Annotated in this window: 8 protein-coding genes, 3 rRNA genes and 1 pseudogene (1 of these 12 only partly in view); 7 read left to right on the top strand and 5 right to left on the bottom strand. The window is 60.0% G+C overall.

Annotated elements, in window-relative coordinates:
* Positions 1–145 precede the first annotated feature (145 nt).
* The 3 genes and pseudogenes from LOY26_RS00680 to LOY26_RS00670 all read left to right on the top strand — a co-directional run.
* Positions 146–411: pseudogene (locus tag LOY26_RS00680) on the top strand (channel protein TolC); the annotation flags it as partial.
* Positions 412–455: 44 nt separating this feature from the next.
* Entirely contained in the window at positions 456–2,612 is a 2,157-nt protein-coding gene (locus LOY26_RS00675; protein WP_033703532.1) for a type I secretion system permease/ATPase, read from the top strand.
* Between the two features lie 7 nt (positions 2,613–2,619).
* Complete coding sequence (locus LOY26_RS00670) at positions 2,620–3,978, top strand: HlyD family type I secretion periplasmic adaptor subunit (RefSeq protein WP_156311540.1); 1,359 nt, start codon at positions 2,620–2,622, stop codon at positions 3,976–3,978.
* 126 nt (positions 3,979–4,104) lie between these two features.
* Here LOY26_RS00670 and lapD read toward each other — a convergent pair whose 3' ends face one another.
* Positions 4,105–6,051, bottom strand: a complete 1,947-nt coding sequence (lapD, locus tag LOY26_RS00665; RefSeq protein WP_186661680.1) for a cyclic di-GMP receptor LapD — start codon at positions 6,049–6,051, stop codon at positions 4,105–4,107.
* A 10-nt stretch (positions 6,052–6,061) separates the two neighbouring features.
* A complete protein-coding gene (gene lapG / locus LOY26_RS00660) occupies positions 6,062–6,823 on the bottom strand; it encodes a cysteine protease LapG (protein WP_186661678.1) in 762 nt (253 codons plus the stop codon).
* Between the two features lie 205 nt (positions 6,824–7,028).
* On the opposite strand from lapG, the gene LOY26_RS00655 reads away from it, so the two are divergent.
* The 4 genes from LOY26_RS00655 to LOY26_RS00640 all read left to right on the top strand — a co-directional run bounded on the left by LOY26_RS00655 (position 7,029) and on the right by LOY26_RS00640 (position 11,865).
* Positions 7,029–7,718: a GntR family transcriptional regulator gene (locus LOY26_RS00655; RefSeq protein ID WP_258714282.1), complete on the top strand. Its 690-nt coding sequence runs from the start codon at positions 7,029–7,031 to the stop codon at positions 7,716–7,718.
* A 92-nt stretch (positions 7,719–7,810) separates the two neighbouring features.
* On the top strand, positions 7,811–8,314 hold the full coding sequence (locus LOY26_RS00650) for a sigma-70 family RNA polymerase sigma factor (protein ID WP_186661676.1): 504 nt from the start codon (positions 7,811–7,813) through the stop codon (positions 8,312–8,314).
* Positions 8,311–9,279 (top strand): FecR domain-containing protein, encoded by a 969-nt coding sequence (locus LOY26_RS00645; protein WP_186661674.1) that lies wholly within the window; start codon positions 8,311–8,313, stop codon positions 9,277–9,279. The genes LOY26_RS00650 and LOY26_RS00645 overlap by 4 nt, the downstream gene beginning before the upstream one ends.
* 171 nt (positions 9,280–9,450) lie before the next feature.
* Positions 9,451–11,865: a TonB-dependent siderophore receptor gene (locus LOY26_RS00640; RefSeq protein ID WP_258714886.1), complete on the top strand. Its 2,415-nt coding sequence runs from the start codon at positions 9,451–9,453 to the stop codon at positions 11,863–11,865.
* 53 nt (positions 11,866–11,918) lie between these two features.
* Here LOY26_RS00640 and rrf (LOY26_RS00635) read toward each other — a convergent pair.
* From rrf (LOY26_RS00635) to LOY26_RS00625, 3 genes are all read right to left on the bottom strand, one after another.
* A 5S ribosomal RNA gene (rrf, locus tag LOY26_RS00635) occupies positions 11,919–12,034 on the bottom strand.
* Between the two features lie 109 nt (positions 12,035–12,143).
* Positions 12,144–12,259, bottom strand: a 5S ribosomal RNA gene (gene rrf / locus LOY26_RS00630).
* Positions 12,260–12,392: 133 nt separating this feature from the next.
* A 23S ribosomal RNA gene (locus tag LOY26_RS00625) occupies positions 12,393–15,036 on the bottom strand (it continues 248 nt past the right edge of the window).

Here is a 15,036-nt window from a genome sequence, read left to right as displayed (position 1 = left end):
CCGTGATTCAGGACAACAGCGCTTTCGAGAACTCGCCAAAAATGCGTGCTTCACTGTTTACCGTTCTTCCCATCACCCTAGCCGCCACCTATTCACAAGCACAATCCTTGCCCGAAGCCATGCAGACCACCCTCGATAGCCCGCAGGCCATAACAACGAATGGCAGGCTATGCTGCGAATGAACTTCAACCTTTACACTGGCGTCAGCGACAAGGCTGACCTGGAGTCCAAGCTGTAACCTTCACTAAGCCAGCGTCGTCTGGTAGCGGTGAAGAACATACAATTGTTTACTCAGTATCGAATCAAGGCGACCATTGGCCACTGCTCAAGAATCAGGGTGTCGTAGCCCCGATGGCCACCGTTGTGCAGAACGATCTGAAACCGAGGGTGAGCCTGTCAGGCCTGAACTGAGGCACACCCTGCCCCACCCACCGCAAGGATGAAGAGAGCGCCGCGTGGAATCCGAAGTCAGTCGAGTCCAACTCAGCCACGATCCACGCAGTCAGCATGACGATCCCTTGCTGGATAGCCTGCTGAGCCTGTGTGTCCTGCATCAGAAACCCGCCAGCCGGGTCATGCTGACCACCGGCCTGCCGCTGCCTGCCCAGCGCCTGAGCCCCGAGCTGCTGCCCCGTGCCGCGGCCCGGGCAGGGCTGCAGGGGCGGCTGCTGCAGCGCAAGCTGGAGCAGATCCCCAGTATCGCCATGCCGGCCATGCTGTTGCTCAAGGAAGGCCGCAGCGCCGTGCTGCTGGGCTGGGAAAACGAAGACACCGCGCGCCTGCTGCTTAGCGAGAGCGATGGTGGCGAGGTGCATGTCAGCCGCGAAGCGCTGCTCAGTGACTACAGCGGGCGCGTGTTCTTCGCCCAGCCGCAGCACAAGTTCGACGTCAACCACGGCAACCTCATCCCGCGCGCGAAATCCTGGTTCCGCGACACCCTGCTGCGCAGCAAATGGCTGTACATCGATGCCATCGCCGCCAGCCTGGTAATCAACCTGATCGCCCTGGCCGCGCCGCTGTTCGTCATGAACGTGTATGACCGGGTGGTGCCCAACCAGGCAACCTCGACCCTCTGGGTGCTGGCCGTCGGCATCGCCGGCGCCTACGTCTTCGACCTTATCCTCAAGGGCTTGCGCGGCCTCTGCCTGGACCTTGCCGGCAAAAAGACCGACTTGATCATTTCGGCGACCTTGTTCGAGCGTATCGTCGGCATGTCGATGAAGTACCGCCCGGCGCGGGTCGGCAGCTTTGCCCAGAACATCCATGAGTTCCAGGGCTTGCGCGACTTCCTCGCCTCCTTGACCCTGACCAGCCTGATCGACCTGCCGTTCACCCTCCTGATCCTGATCGTCATCGCCATCATTGGCGGGCACCTGGTGTGGATCCCGATCATCGCCTTCCCGCTGGCCCTGGGCATCGGTTATGCCTTGCAGCGGCCGCTGATGGCGACCATGGAGCGGACCATGGCCCTGGCCTCGGAGCGCCAGTCCAGCCTGATCGAGACCCTGGCTGGCCTGGACGCCGTCAAGGTCAACAACGCCGAAAGCGAGCGCCAGTACATGTGGGAGCAGACCCTCGGCACCCTCAGCCGGTTGGAGCTGCGCGTGAAGGTGCTGTCGAGCCTGGCGATGAACATCACCATGCTGATCCAGCAGCTGGCAGGCGTGGCGATGATCTGCGTGGGTGTCTACCTGATCATCGACGGCAACCTGAGCATGGGCGGCCTGGTCGCCTGCTACATGCTCAGCGGCCGCGCCCTCGGCCCGCTGGGCCAGCTCAACGGCTTGCTGGCCCGCTACCAGCAGGCGAAGGTAACCATGGTCGCCACCGACCACATGATGGACTTGCCGCAGGAGCGCAACTTCGAGGAGCGGCCGCTGAGCCGCCGGGTACTGCAGGGCAGCATCGAGTTCCGCGGGGTCGAGTTCACCTACCCGAACCAGCAGAACCTGGCCCTGAAGAACATCAACCTGACCATCCGCCCCGGCGAAAAGGTCGGCATCATTGGCCGCAGCGGCTCGGGCAAGAGCTCCCTGGCCAAGCTGGTCGTGGGCCTCTATGAAGCCGACGGCGGGTCACTGCTGGTCGATGGCGTGGATATCCGCCAGATCGACGTCAGCGAACTGCGCCACAACATCGGCTATGTGCCGCAGGACATCCAGCTGATGGCCGGCACCCTGCGCGACAACCTGGTCAGCGGCGCACGTTACATCGAAGACGAAATGATCCTGCAGGCCGCAGAACTTGCAGGTGTTCATGAGTTTGCCCGGCTGCACCCCGACGGTTATGAGCTGCAAGTGGGCGAGCGTGGCCAGAACCTCTCCGGCGGCCAGCGGCAGAACGTTGCCCTGGGGCGTGCATTGCTGCTCAACCCGCAGATCCTGCTGCTCGACGAGCCGACCAGCGCCATGGACAACACCGGTGAAGAGCGCCTCAAGCAACGCCTGCAGGCGGTGATCGAGAACAAGACGGTGCTGCTGGTGACCCACCGCGCCTCGTTGCTGTCGCTGGTGGACCGGCTGATCGTCATCGATCGCGGGCAGATTGTCGCCGACGGCCCGAAAGCCGCGGTCATGGATGCGCTGAAGAAGGGGCAGATCAGTGTTGCATAAGCTCGATATGGGGCAGTTCAAGGATGGCCTGCGGCGCTACTTCAAGGGCTCCGATTCGCTCGGCGGGCAGCCGCTGCCCGAGGTCAACAAGGCGCTGATCGAGGATGCACCGCGGGTGGTGCGCCTGACCATCTGGGGTGTGATCGCGTTTTTCGTATTCCTGATCGTCTGGGCCAGTGTGGCGCCGATCGATGAAGTCACGCGCGGCGAAGGCAAGGCCATTCCGTCCTCCAAGGTGCAGAAGATCCAGAACCTCGAGGGCGGCATCGTCGCCGAAATCTACGCCAAGGAAGGGCAGATCGTCGAAATCGGCCAGCCCCTGCTGCGCCTGGACGAAACCCGCTTCGCCTCCAACGTCGGCGAAACCGAGGCCGACCGCTTGGCTATGGCGCTGCGCGTCGAACGCCTGAGTGCCGAGGTCGAAGACCGTCCGCTGCAAATCGATGAGGCCCTGAGCAAGGCCGCGCCCAACCAGGCAGCCAACGAGCAATCGCTCTACCAGAGCCGGCGCCAGCAACTGCAGGACGAGATCGGTGGCCTGCAGCAGCAGCTGGTACAGCGTCAGCAGGAGCTGCGCGAATACACCTCCAAGCGCGCGCAGTACGCCAACAGCCTGCAATTGCTGCGCCAGGAGATTGCGATGTCCGAGCCCTTGGTAGCCCAGGGCGCAATCTCCCAGGTCGAAGTGCTGCGCCTGCGCCGTGCCGAAGTGGAAAACCGTGGCCAGATGGATTCCACCGCGCTGGCCATCCCGCGTGCCGAGGCGGCCATTCGGGAAGTACAGAGCAAGATCGAAGAAACCCGTGGCAAATTCCGCAGCGAAGCGCTGACCCAGCTCAATGAGGCACGCACCGAGCTCAGCAAGGCCACTGCCACCAGCAAGGCGCTGGACGACCGGGTTCACCGCACCATGGTCACCTCACCTGTGCGCGGTATCGTCAAACAGCTGCTGGTCAACACCATCGGTGGAGTGATCCAGCCGGGTAGCGACATCGTCGAGGTCGTGCCGCTGGACGACACCCTGGTCATCGAAGCGAAGATCCTGCCCAAGGACATCGCCTTCCTGCATCCAGGGCAGGAAGCGACGGTCAAGTTCACCGCCTATGACTACACCATTTACGGTGGCCTGAAGGCCAAGCTGGAGCAGATCGGTGCCGACACCATCACCGATGAAGACAAAAAGACCACGTACTACCTGATCAAGCTGCGCACCGATCGCAGCCACCTGGGCACTGACGAGAAGCCATTACTGATCATTCCCGGGATGGTGGCGACGGTGGATATCATGACCGGCAAGAAGACCATCATGAGCTACCTGCTCAAGCCGATCATGAAGGCCCGCTCGGAAGCCCTGCGCGAGCGTTAACGCCACGCACGGCTGTGTGTGTAGGAGCGGCCTTGCCGGGGCGCCGGACCGGTCGGAAAGGGTCGCGGAGCGGCCCCAGGTTCTGTGGCGCAGCAAAAATCGCCGGGGCCGCTCCACGAGGAAGTATCAGCGCCAGGGTGCAGGTTCACCCACCAGCTGCCCCTGAATACCACCCACGCCCATCTCCCGCAGCACCAACCGCTCGCCTTCCGTCTCGACCCGCTCGGCAATCAACGGCAGGTCGATACTGTGTGCGGCGCGTTGGATCGCTTCGATGAACAGGCGCTTGTGCTGCTCATGGTCAATGTTGCGGATATAGCTGCCATCGATTTTCAGGTATGCCAGGCCCAGGTGTGCCAAGTTGCCGATCATGCTGAAACGGCCGCCGAAGCGCTGCAGCGCCAGCCCGAAGCCAAGCGCGTGCAGGCGTCGGGTCAGTTGCTCGAGGGCAGACTGGTCGGGCAGTTGCTCTTCGCCGATCTCGAACGTCAACCGCGGGCCCAGCGCCGCATGCTGGCTTAGCAGCTCGTAGACGCGTTGCAGCGCCTTGGGGTCGGCCAAGGTTGCTGCGGACAGGTTCAGCGCCAGCATCTGATCATGGCTGCGCAGGTGGGCGAGCACCTTTTCCAGCACCAGCACATCCAGGCGCGGCATCCAGCCGAAGCGCTCCAGCCAGGGCAGGAAGCGCCCGGCGGGCAGTGCCTCGCCTTGCTCATCGTGCAAGCGCGAGATGACTTTGTGGTGCAACACCCGTTGCGCTGTTTCGCAGTCCACCACCGGCTGGAAAAACAGCTCGAAATGCCCATTGGCAAATGCCTGGTCGAGCCGTTCATGCCAGGCATGATGGCTATCGCCCGCTACCGCAGCTGCACCCTGTTCGAGACAGACCCAGCCGGGTGCCGGCTGGTTTTCGGCAAGGGCCAGGGCTTCGTCGGCAAGTTTCAGCAATGCCTGTGGCGCATCGCCGGGGCTGAAGGGCGCAAGGCCGATGCACGCGACCGGGCTGACATCACTGGCGCCAGTCTCGTGCAGGCTCTGCAGGGTGGCCTCCAGCGCCTGGGCAAGCTGTACGGCCTCCTCGTGCACCATACCCGGCGCCAGCACGGCGAACTCGCCCCCACGGCTGCGCGAAATCAGGTCTTTGGTTTCTGGGTAGCTGGCACAGGTACGGCGCAGTTGCTCGCCCACCGCCTGCAACAGCTGGTCGGTACGCTGCCCGCCCAGGCGCGCGTTGAGGCCTGCCAGCCCCTGCACCCGCAGCAACAGCAAGTAACCGGCCCGCGCTTCCTCCATGTTGCTGACGCGGGTATTGAGCTGCATCTCGAAATAGCGGCGGTTGGACAGCCCGGTGAGGCTGTCCTGGTAGGACTCGGCGCGCAACCGCTCACTGCGCTCGGCCTGCTCGGTGAACAGCGCCTTGAGCTTCTCGACCATCTGGTTCATCGCCTGCACCACACGGCGCAGCTCGGGTGTGCGCGGCAGGTCTGGCAGGCTGAGGAATTCGCGCCGGGCGATGGCATGGGATTGCTCGACCATGTAGTCCAGTGGCCGCAACTGGCGGCGCAGCAACAACGCGCCGAGCACCGCACTGGCAGCACCACACAGCAGCAACCAGCCCAGGCTGCCCAAGGCGCTCTGCCAGAGCTTGGCGATGGCGAACATCGGGTGACTGATCACCTCCACCCGGGCGGCCTGCTGCCATCCGCGGCTGACAATGGCATCGCCACCGGCCGCTTCAAGGCCAATGAGGTGGACGAACCAGGCCGGCACACCCCCTCGGTCAGGCTCGGCATGGCGCTCCACCAACACGGCATTGGAACCCAGGTCGACGACCTTGATGCTCGCATAGTAGCCACTGTCGAAGATCGAGCTGACCATCAGTTCGACCATCGCCGGGTCGTCGATGTTGGGTGTCAGCGACAGCGCCAGGGCAGTGGCTGCGTCCTGGGCGTGCGAACGCAGCTGGTTGACGTACTGGCTGCGCGAGCTCTCCAGGCTGACCATGAAGCTGCCGCTGAAGGCGACCACCAGGAACAGGCAAATGGCCAACAGCAATTGTTTGAACAGTGACATCTGTGCTCCTTCAGTAAACCGGCTCGGCCGGGAACCCTTCGGCCTGCATTTTCTTCAGCAAATCCTGCCAGCGTGACAGCCGCTTGGTATCGCCTACCTTCTTGTTGCCGGCGGCGCCTGTCAGCCACAGCCCCTCACCATTGAAGGCATACACCGGCAGCAGGTCGGGACGCTGGCTCGCCGGCTTGATGGCATCCATCAGGCTGTCGAGCACCAACGGTTGAGCCTGTGGGTTTGAATAGTAGGTCAGCACCATGTGCGCTCGGTTTTGCCGCAACGCCTTGACGTAGGTGATACGCAGCTTTTCGCTGGGGATGCCCATGCGCCGTAGGCTGAAATACTTGGCAATAGCGTAGTCCTCGCAATCACCTGCCCCCTTGATCAGTGCCTGGACCGGCGTGGCCCAATAATCGACCTCATGCCACAGGTCGATATCTTCGACGTAGCGCAGTTGCTGGTTGAAGAAGCGGTTGACCACCTGCAGCCGCTCCAGCTCGGTGGCCTGCTTCTGCGTGGCCATCAGGTGCTGCCAGGCGTCGATACGCCCCTGGCCTGCGCCAAGCGGGCCATACAGGGCCTGCGACTTGCGACTGATCTGGGAAAAATCCCAATCCGCGTGCAAACCGCCCAGTAGCAAGCTACCCAGCAGCGCGGCAAGGCCGACACGTCGCACAGCGGTTTTGAACATCCAGGATATCGCCACTGCGAAGACCTGTTCAGACCAGTCGAAAGCAGCGATGGTGCGGCCTCGCTGTGCAAAAGACAATGGCATCCTGCAATCACGCAACCTGGGGATGGGCCATACTAACTTTATGGCTATCTCGTTCTATGTGCCGCTTCCTTTGCCAAGCGACTTCATACACCATAGCCGCGGCCTTGGGTCACCCGCTCCAATGCGGCTGACGGTTTGACAAGCCCCCTTGCCTGTTACTAGTGTCATTGGATCCAACTTTCGTTATGGTCGAGGCAGACTCCGCGTGGCCGAGAAAATTAAACTGAGCAACGTGCTGGCTAGCGAACAGCTACCCCCACACCTGGCACGTGCTGTTATCGAAGAGCGCCTGCGCAGCGCCATTCTTGATGGGCGACTACCGCCAGGCACCGCTGTGCGTCAGCAAGAGCTGGCGACCTTGTTCGGGGTCAGCCGCATGCCTGTGCGCGAGGCCTTGCGCCAACTTGAAGCGCAATCGCTGCTGAACGTGGAGATGCACAAGGGCGCTGTGGTTGCGCCGTTGATCGGCGAGGACGCGGTAGACACCTATGCCCTGCGTGTTCTGCTCGAAAGCGAGGCGCTGCGCCAATCCATTCCGCTGCTTGATGCCGACGACATCGCCCGTGCCCGCGGCTACATCCTGCAACTGGAGCATGAGACCCGCCACGCCGAACTCGGCCGCCTCAACCGCCTGTTCCACATGACGCTGTACAGCAAGGCGTCAAACAAGAAGCTGTTGCGCCTGATCGAGAACGAACTGAACGAAGAAGAGCGTTTTCTGCGCTTTCATCTTTCCTCCATGGGGTTGGGGAAACTCACCCAGGACGATCACAACGCGCTGGTGAATGCGGCCAGCGACAAACTGGTGGATGAAGCCATCGCCGTGCTGGAGAAGCACTTGAACTCCGGCGCGCACGTGATCAGGGCTTACCTGGATTCGCAGTTGGCACGATAACAGGCCGGCATGAGACGGTTGCAAATTAGCCCGGCACCGCAAACAATGAGACTAATTATCATTCATGTCCATTGAAGCCAGCGCCCTCCTCCATGCCTTCCAATGACTCCGTGCAAACGCTCTACAGTGACCACCACGGTTGGTTGCATGCCTGGCTGCGCAGCAAGCTGGGCAATGCCGCCGATGCCGCGGACCTGGCGCAGGACACCTTCGTGCGGCTGTTGCAGCGTCGCGAGCAGGTACAGCTGAACACGCCAAGGGCGTTTCTGCGGACCGTGGCACGTGGGCTGGTGATCGATCACTGGCGCCGTGAAGAACTGCACCGGGCCTACCTCGAAGCCCTGGCTCACTTGCCGGAAACACAGGCCCCCTCGGCCGAGACCCGCGAAGTGCTGCTGGAGCTGCTGGAGCGTATCGCGCGCATGCTCGACGGGCTCAAGCCAAAGGTGCGCCGCGCCTTTCTGCTGGCCCAGTGCGATGGGCTGAAACACCAGGCCATCGCCGAGCAAATGGGCATATCCGTACGCACCGTCGAGCGCTATATCGCCGATGCGCTTTACCATTGCTACCTGCTGCGCTTTGAAGACGAGCGATGACAGTAGTCGCACCGTCGGCCAAAGCGGTCAAGCAAGCCATTCAGTGGCTGCTCAGGCTGCGAGAGAGCGGTAGCAGCCCTGCCCTGCTGCAGCAATGCGAGCAGTGGCGTAGCGCGCGGCATGAGCACGAACTGGCCTGGCAACGGGTGATACACCTGCACCAGGACCTTGACCTGCGGACCATCCCCGGCGCTGGGGTTGCCTTGCATACCCTGGAAACCAGCCAGCGGCGCCTGCACCGGCGCCAGGCGCTCAAGTTGCTTGGCGGCGTCGCCCTGGTGGGCTCGGCCACCTGGCTGGCCAGAGACCTCGATAGCGTCAGCGCCTGGGCTTCGGACTACGCCACTGCTACTGGCGAACGGCGGCGATTGCACCTGCCCGATGGCTCATTGATGCAACTGAACACGCGCAGTGCGGTGGACCTGGCCTTCGACCAGCAGCAGCGTTTGGTCCACCTCAAGCAAGGGGAGCTGATGCTAACCTGCAGCGAAGCGCAGGATCAGACGCGCCCCCTGTTGGTACAGACGCAAGAGGCCTTGCTCGAAGGTTTCAATGCTCGCTTTGTGGTACGCCAGGATATCGCCTGCACCCGCGTCAGCGTCAGCCAGGGAAAGGTGGCGATACACCGGCCGGGGAATGGCCAGGTGCAATGGATCGACAGCAGCCAGCACTGGCGCCTGGATGCCAGCGGTGCACAACGCCTGGATCGCGTGGATATGGACCCCACGGCCTGGAGCGAAGGGCTGATCGTGACCCGCGACATGCGCTTGCACGATTTTCTCGCGCAAGTGAGCCGCTATCGCCATGGCTACCTGGCTTGCAGCGATGACATTGCCGATCTGCGCCTGTCCGGTGTGTTCCGCCTGGACGACCCGGAGCAACTGCTGCAACTGCTGCCAAAAACGCTCCCGGTCAGGCTTCGCCAACGCACACGTTGGTGGATCCGCGTCGAGCACATGGCCTGACTTCACCCCTGCGGGGATATTTTTGGCGGGTTTTGGGCATCGATCCGGCTAGGACAGTAAGCAACGCCTTCTGCCCTCAACCTTTCAACGGACGCTTTCATGCCCATTGTCTCTACCTCTACACACCGCACTAACGAGAATGATTTTCGACCTGTCTTGAATTCAGCCAGCCTGCGCAAGGCCGTTCGGGCAGCTCTGTTCGGTACCGCACTGGGCATCAGCGCCCTGCCCCTTCAAGCCTTGGCCGCTGAAGCCGCGCAGGTCAGCCAGCAGTATGCGATTGCGCCCGGCGAACTGAACGATGTGCTCAACCAGTTTGCCCGTCAGGCGGGAATCACCCTCTCCAGCACACCGCAATTGACCAATGGGCTGCAATCCCGTGGCTTGCAAGGGCAGTACTCGGCCAATCAGGCGCTGCGCCAATTGCTCAATGGCAGCGGCCTGGAGGCCGTAAGCCAGGGTGGGCACAGCTATGTGCTGCGGGCCCAGCCAGACAACGCCGCACTGTCGCTGCCAGACACCGATATCCGCAGCTTCTCCCTGGGCAATGCCTTGGGCAGCATGGATGGCTACTACGCCACCCACAGCCAGGTGGCGACCAAGACCAGTATGCCCCTGGTGGAAACCTCACAGTCGGTCTCGGTGGTGACTCGCCAGCAGATAGATGACCAGGGCTCGCAGACCGTCGCCCAGGCCATGCGCTATACGCCTGGGGTGCTGACCAACCCCTATGGCGCCACTCACCGCTACGACTATGTGGCCATGCGCGGCTTCAACGACGGTTCGGTCGACAACATCTACGTTGACGGCCTGAAGTCCATGGGAGACAACGGCACCTACAGCACCATGCAAGTGGACCCTTACTTTCTGGAGCGCATCGACATCCTCAAAGGGCCCTCTTCGGTACTCTATGGCCGCAGCTCACCAGGGGGCCTGGTGGCACTGACCACCAAGAAGCCCCTGTTCACGCCCTTCCATCAGGTGCAGGCCACCGTCGGCACCCAAGGCCAGCGTGGCATGGGCTTCGACTTCAGCGGCCCGGTCGATGACGACAAGCGTATTGCCTATCGCCTGACAGGCTTGGCGGACAGCTCTGATACTCAGTTCGACCATAACAAGGAAGAACGCTACGCCATCGCACCGGCTATCAGCATCGACTTCACCGAAGACACCTCGCTGACGCTGCAGGCATACCTGCAGCACGACCCCAATGGTGGCTACCACGGGGGTAACCCGGCTGACGGCATGCTGCACAAGCGCAACGGGCTGCGCCTGTCAGACCACTTCTTTGAAGGTGAGCCTGGGGTCGACAACTATGAGCGTACCCAGCAGTCGTTCAGCTACCAGTTCGAGCACCGTTTCAACGACGTCTTCACCGCCCGGCAGAACTTCCGCTACCAGGATTCTGACGTGACGATGGACCAGGTGTATTCGGCCGGTTGGGCCGACGCCGACAGCAACATCCTCAACCGCGCCTACACCGGGGGCGACGAGCGCCTGCATTCGTACATCATCGACAACATGCTGCAGGCGGAGTTCTTCACCGGCGCGGCCAAGCACACCCTGCTGCTTGGCACCGACTACCAGCGCCGCAAGGCCGACGTGGAATGGCGTTACGGCACGGTCGACCCGCTGGATGCCGGCAACCCTCAATATGGCAATGGCAACCTCCAGGTACTCGGTGAAAACCGCTATCAGCGCCGCCTGCAGCAAACGGGTGTGTACCTGCAGGACCTTGTCGAGCTGGACCAATGGCGCTTCTCGCTGGGCTTACGCCAGGACTGGGTGAAGGTCTCCGAGGAGAATCGCGACAGCAACACCAAGGTCAACGACCAGCGCAGCAAATTCACCACCCGGGCGGGCGTGCTCTACCTGTTCGAGAACGGCTTGGCGCCCTATGTCAGCTACTCGGAGTCGTTCAACCCCAATACCGTGTCCGACCAGGAAGGCCGGCCGTTGGCACCGACCGAGGGTACTCAGTGGGAGGCGGGTATCAAGTACCAGCCGCCCGGCAGTGACAACCTGTTTACCGCATCGGTGTTCCGTATCGAGCAGGAGAACCTGGCCTCCAAGCAGCCGAACGAAGACTTCTACCGCCCGGTGGGTGAAGTACGCTCACAAGGCCTGGAGCTGGAGGCGCATGTTCAGCTGACCGACAACCTCAAGCTGTTGGGCGGCTACACCTTTACCGACATCGAGTATGCCAAGACGATGCCGAGCCTGGTGACAGCCAACCTGGACAACAAGGGTAATTCGCCCACCCAGGCACCCAAGCAGATGTTTTCGCTGTGGGCCGACTACAACTTCCGCCAGGGGCCGCTGGACGGCCTGCGACTGGGCGGTGGGGTGCGTTATGTAGGGTACAGCTGGGTGGATGCGGAAAACAGCATGAAGGTGCCCTCCTACACGCTGTTTGATGCCTCGATCGGATACGACCTGGGCAAGGTTGGCCTGACGGGGATGGATGTGCGCCTGAACGCCAACAACCTCACCAATGAGAGCTACGTCACTTCATGTGCCAGCCTGAACTATTGCTACATGGGTGAAGAGCGCAACGTCAGCGCAACGGTCAGCTATCAATTCTGACCCGAAAAGACAAAGCCCCTGTCTGCGATGCAGACAGGGGCTTTGGGTTTGAATCTTGACGATGACCTACTCTCACATGGGGAGACCCCACACTACCATCGGCGATGCATCGTTTCACTGCTGAGTTCGGGATGGGATCAGGTGGTTCCAATGCTCTATGGTCGTCAAGAAATTCTGTGTGCCGGCCCGTCCTGAAGACGTGCCCGCGAATTTCTATGGCTTCTACTTAAAGACAAAACCCCTACCTGCTCGCGCAGATAGGGGTTTTGCGAAATGAATCTTGACGATGACCTACTCTCACATGGGGAGACCCCACACTACCATCGGCGATGCATCGTTTCACTACTGAGTTCGGGATGGGATCAGGTGGTTCCAATGCTCTATGGTCGTCAAGAAATTCTGTTGCCAGAATGTCCAGATGGACAGCCTAGCGAATTCGGATATGTGATGTTGTGATGTACATTCGAACTTTCGGTTCGTGTGTCTTCACCACCGCAATCTGCATGAGCAAATTGCTTGGGTGTTATATGGTCAAGCCTCACGGGCAATTAGTATTGGTTAGCTCAACGCCTCACAGCGCTTACACACCCAACCTATCAACGTCGTAGTCTTCGACGGCCCTTTAGGGGATTCTAGATCCCAGTGAGATCTCATCTTGAGGCAAGTTTCCCGCTTAGATGCTTTCAGCGGTTATCTCTTCCGAACATAGCTACCCGGCAATGCCACTGGCGTGACAACCGGAACACCAGAGGTTCGTCCACTCCGGTCCTCTCGTACTAGGAGCAGCCCCTCTCAAATCTCAAACGTCCACGGCAGATAGGGACCGAACTGTCTCACGACGTTCTAAACCCAGCTCGCGTACCACTTTAAATGGCGAACAGCCATACCCTTGGGACCGGCTTCAGCCCCAGGATGTGATGAGCCGACATCGAGGTGCCAAACACCGCCGTCGATATGAACTCTTGGGCGGTATCAGCCTGTTATCCCCGGAGTACCTTTTATCCGTTGAGCGATGGCCCTTCCATACAGAACCACCGGATCACTAAGACCTACTTTCGTACCTGCTCGACGTGTTTGTCTCGCAGTCAAGCGCGCTTTTGCCTTTATACTCTACGACCGATTTCCGACCGGTCTGAGCGCACCTTCGTACTCCTCCGTTACTCTTTGGGAGGAGACCGCCCCAGTCAAACTACCCACCATACACTGTCCTCGATCCGGATAACGGACCTGAGTTAGAACCTCAAAGTTGCCAGGGTGGTATTTCAAGGATGGCTCCATGAGAACTGGCGTCCCCACTTCAAAGCCTCCCACCTATCCTACACAAGCAAATTCAAAGTCCAGTGCAAAGCTATAGTAAAGGTTCACGGGGTCTTTCCGTCTAGCCGCGGATACACTGCATCTTCACAGCGATTTCAATTTCACTGAGTCTCGGGTGGAGACAGCGCCGCCATCGTTACGCCATTCGTGCAGGTCGGAACTTACCCGACAAGGAATTTCGCTACCTTAGGACCGTTATAGTTACGGCCGCCGTTTACCGGGGCTTCGATCAAGAGCTTCGCTTGCGCTAACCCCATCAATTAACCTTCCGGCACCGGGCAGGCGTCACACCCTATACGTCCACTTTCGTGTTTGCAGAGTGCTGTGTTTTTAATAAACAGTCGCAGCGGCCTGGTATCTTCGACCGGCATGGGCTTACGGAGCAAGTCCTTGACCCTCGCCGGCGCACCTTCTCCCGAAGTTACGGTGCCATTTTGCCTAGTTCCTTCACCCGAGTTCTCTCAAGCGCCTTGGTATTCTCTACCTAACCACCTGTGTCGGTTTGGGGTACGGTTCCCAGTTATCTGAAGCTTAGGAGCTTTTCTTGGAAGCATGGCATCAACCACTTCGTCGCCTAAAGGCAACTCGTCATCAGCTCTCGGCCTTGAAATCCCGGATTTGCCTAAGATTTCAGCCTACCACCTTAAACTTGGACAACCAACGCCAAGCTGGCCTAGCCTTCTCCGTCCCTCCATCGCAATAACTGCAAGTACAGGAATATTAACCTGTTTTCCATCGACTACGCTTTTCAGCCTCGCCTTAGGGACCGACTAACCCTGCGTCGATTAACGTTGCGCAGGAAACCTTGGTCTTTCGGCGTGGGAGTTTTTCACTCCCATTGTCGTTACTCATGTCAGCATTCGCACTTCTGATACCTCCAGCAAGCTTCTCAACTCACCTTCACAGGCTTACAGAACGCTCCTCTACCGCATCACCATAAGGTGATACCCGTAGCTTCGGTGCATGGTTTGAGCCCCGTTACATCTTCCGCGCAGGCCGACTCGACTAGTGAGCTATTACGCTTTCTTTAAAGGGTGGCTGCTTCTAAGCCAACCTCCTAGCTGTCTAAGCCTTCCCACATCGTTTCCCACTTAACCATGACTTTGGGACCTTAGCTGACGGTCTGGGTTGTTTCCCTTTTCACGACGGACGTTAGCACCCGCCGTGTGTCTCCCATGCTCGGCACTTGTAGGTATTCGGAGTTTGCATCGGTTTGGTAAGTCGGGATGACCCCCTAGCCGAAACAGTGCTCTACCCCCTACAGTGATACATGAGGCGCTACCTAAATAGCTTTCGAGGAGAACCAGCTATCTCCGAGCTTGATTAGCCTTTCACTCCGATCCACAGGTCATCCGCTAACTTTTCAACGGTAGTCGGTTCGGTCCTCCAGTCAGTGTTACCTAACCTTCAACCTGCCCATGGATAGATCGCCCGGTTTCGGGTCTATACCCAGCGACTAAACGCCCTATTAAGACTCGCTTTCGCTACGCCTCCCCTATTCGGTTAAGCTCGCCACTGAATATAAGTCGCTGACCCATTATACAAAAGGTACGCAGTCACCTAACAAGTAGGCTCCCACTGCTTGTACGCATACGGTTTCAGGATCTATTTCACTCCCCTCTCCGGGGTTCTTTTCGCCTTTCCCTCACGGTACTAGTTCACTATCGGTCAGTCAGTAGTATTTAGCCTTGGAGGATGGTCCCCCCATATTCAGACAAAGTTTCTCGTGCTCCGTCCTACTCGATTTCATTGATAAGAGATTTTCGTGTACGGGGCTATCACCCACTATGGCCGCACTTTCCAGAGCGTTCCACTAATCTCAAACCAACTTAAGGGCTGGTCCCCGTTCGCTCG

Origin of the sequence: Pseudomonas sp. B21-047, assembly GCF_024748775.1 — a bacterium.
Classification (GTDB): Bacteria; Pseudomonadota; Gammaproteobacteria; order Pseudomonadales; family Pseudomonadaceae; genus Aquipseudomonas; species Aquipseudomonas capeferrum.
The sequence above is the reverse complement of the archived record's forward strand: the minus strand, read 5'-3'. Positions and strand labels throughout refer to the sequence as shown.

Coding starts and splice junctions, on each gene's coding strand:
- LOY26_RS00670 (WP_156311540.1), top strand. CDS start 2,620: ATGGGGCAGTTCAAGGATGGCCTGCGGCGCTACTTCAAGGGCTCCGAT.
- LOY26_RS00645 (WP_186661674.1), top strand. CDS start 8,311: ATGACAGTAGTCGCACCGTCGGCCAAAGCGGTCAAGCAAGCCATTCAG.
- LOY26_RS00650 (WP_186661676.1), top strand. CDS start 7,811: ATGCCTTCCAATGACTCCGTGCAAACGCTCTACAGTGACCACCACGGT.
- lapG (WP_186661678.1), bottom strand. CDS start 6,823: ATGCCATTGTCTTTTGCACAGCGAGGCCGCACCATCGCTGCTTTCGAC.
- lapD (WP_186661680.1), bottom strand. CDS start 6,051: ATGTCACTGTTCAAACAATTGCTGTTGGCCATTTGCCTGTTCCTGGTG.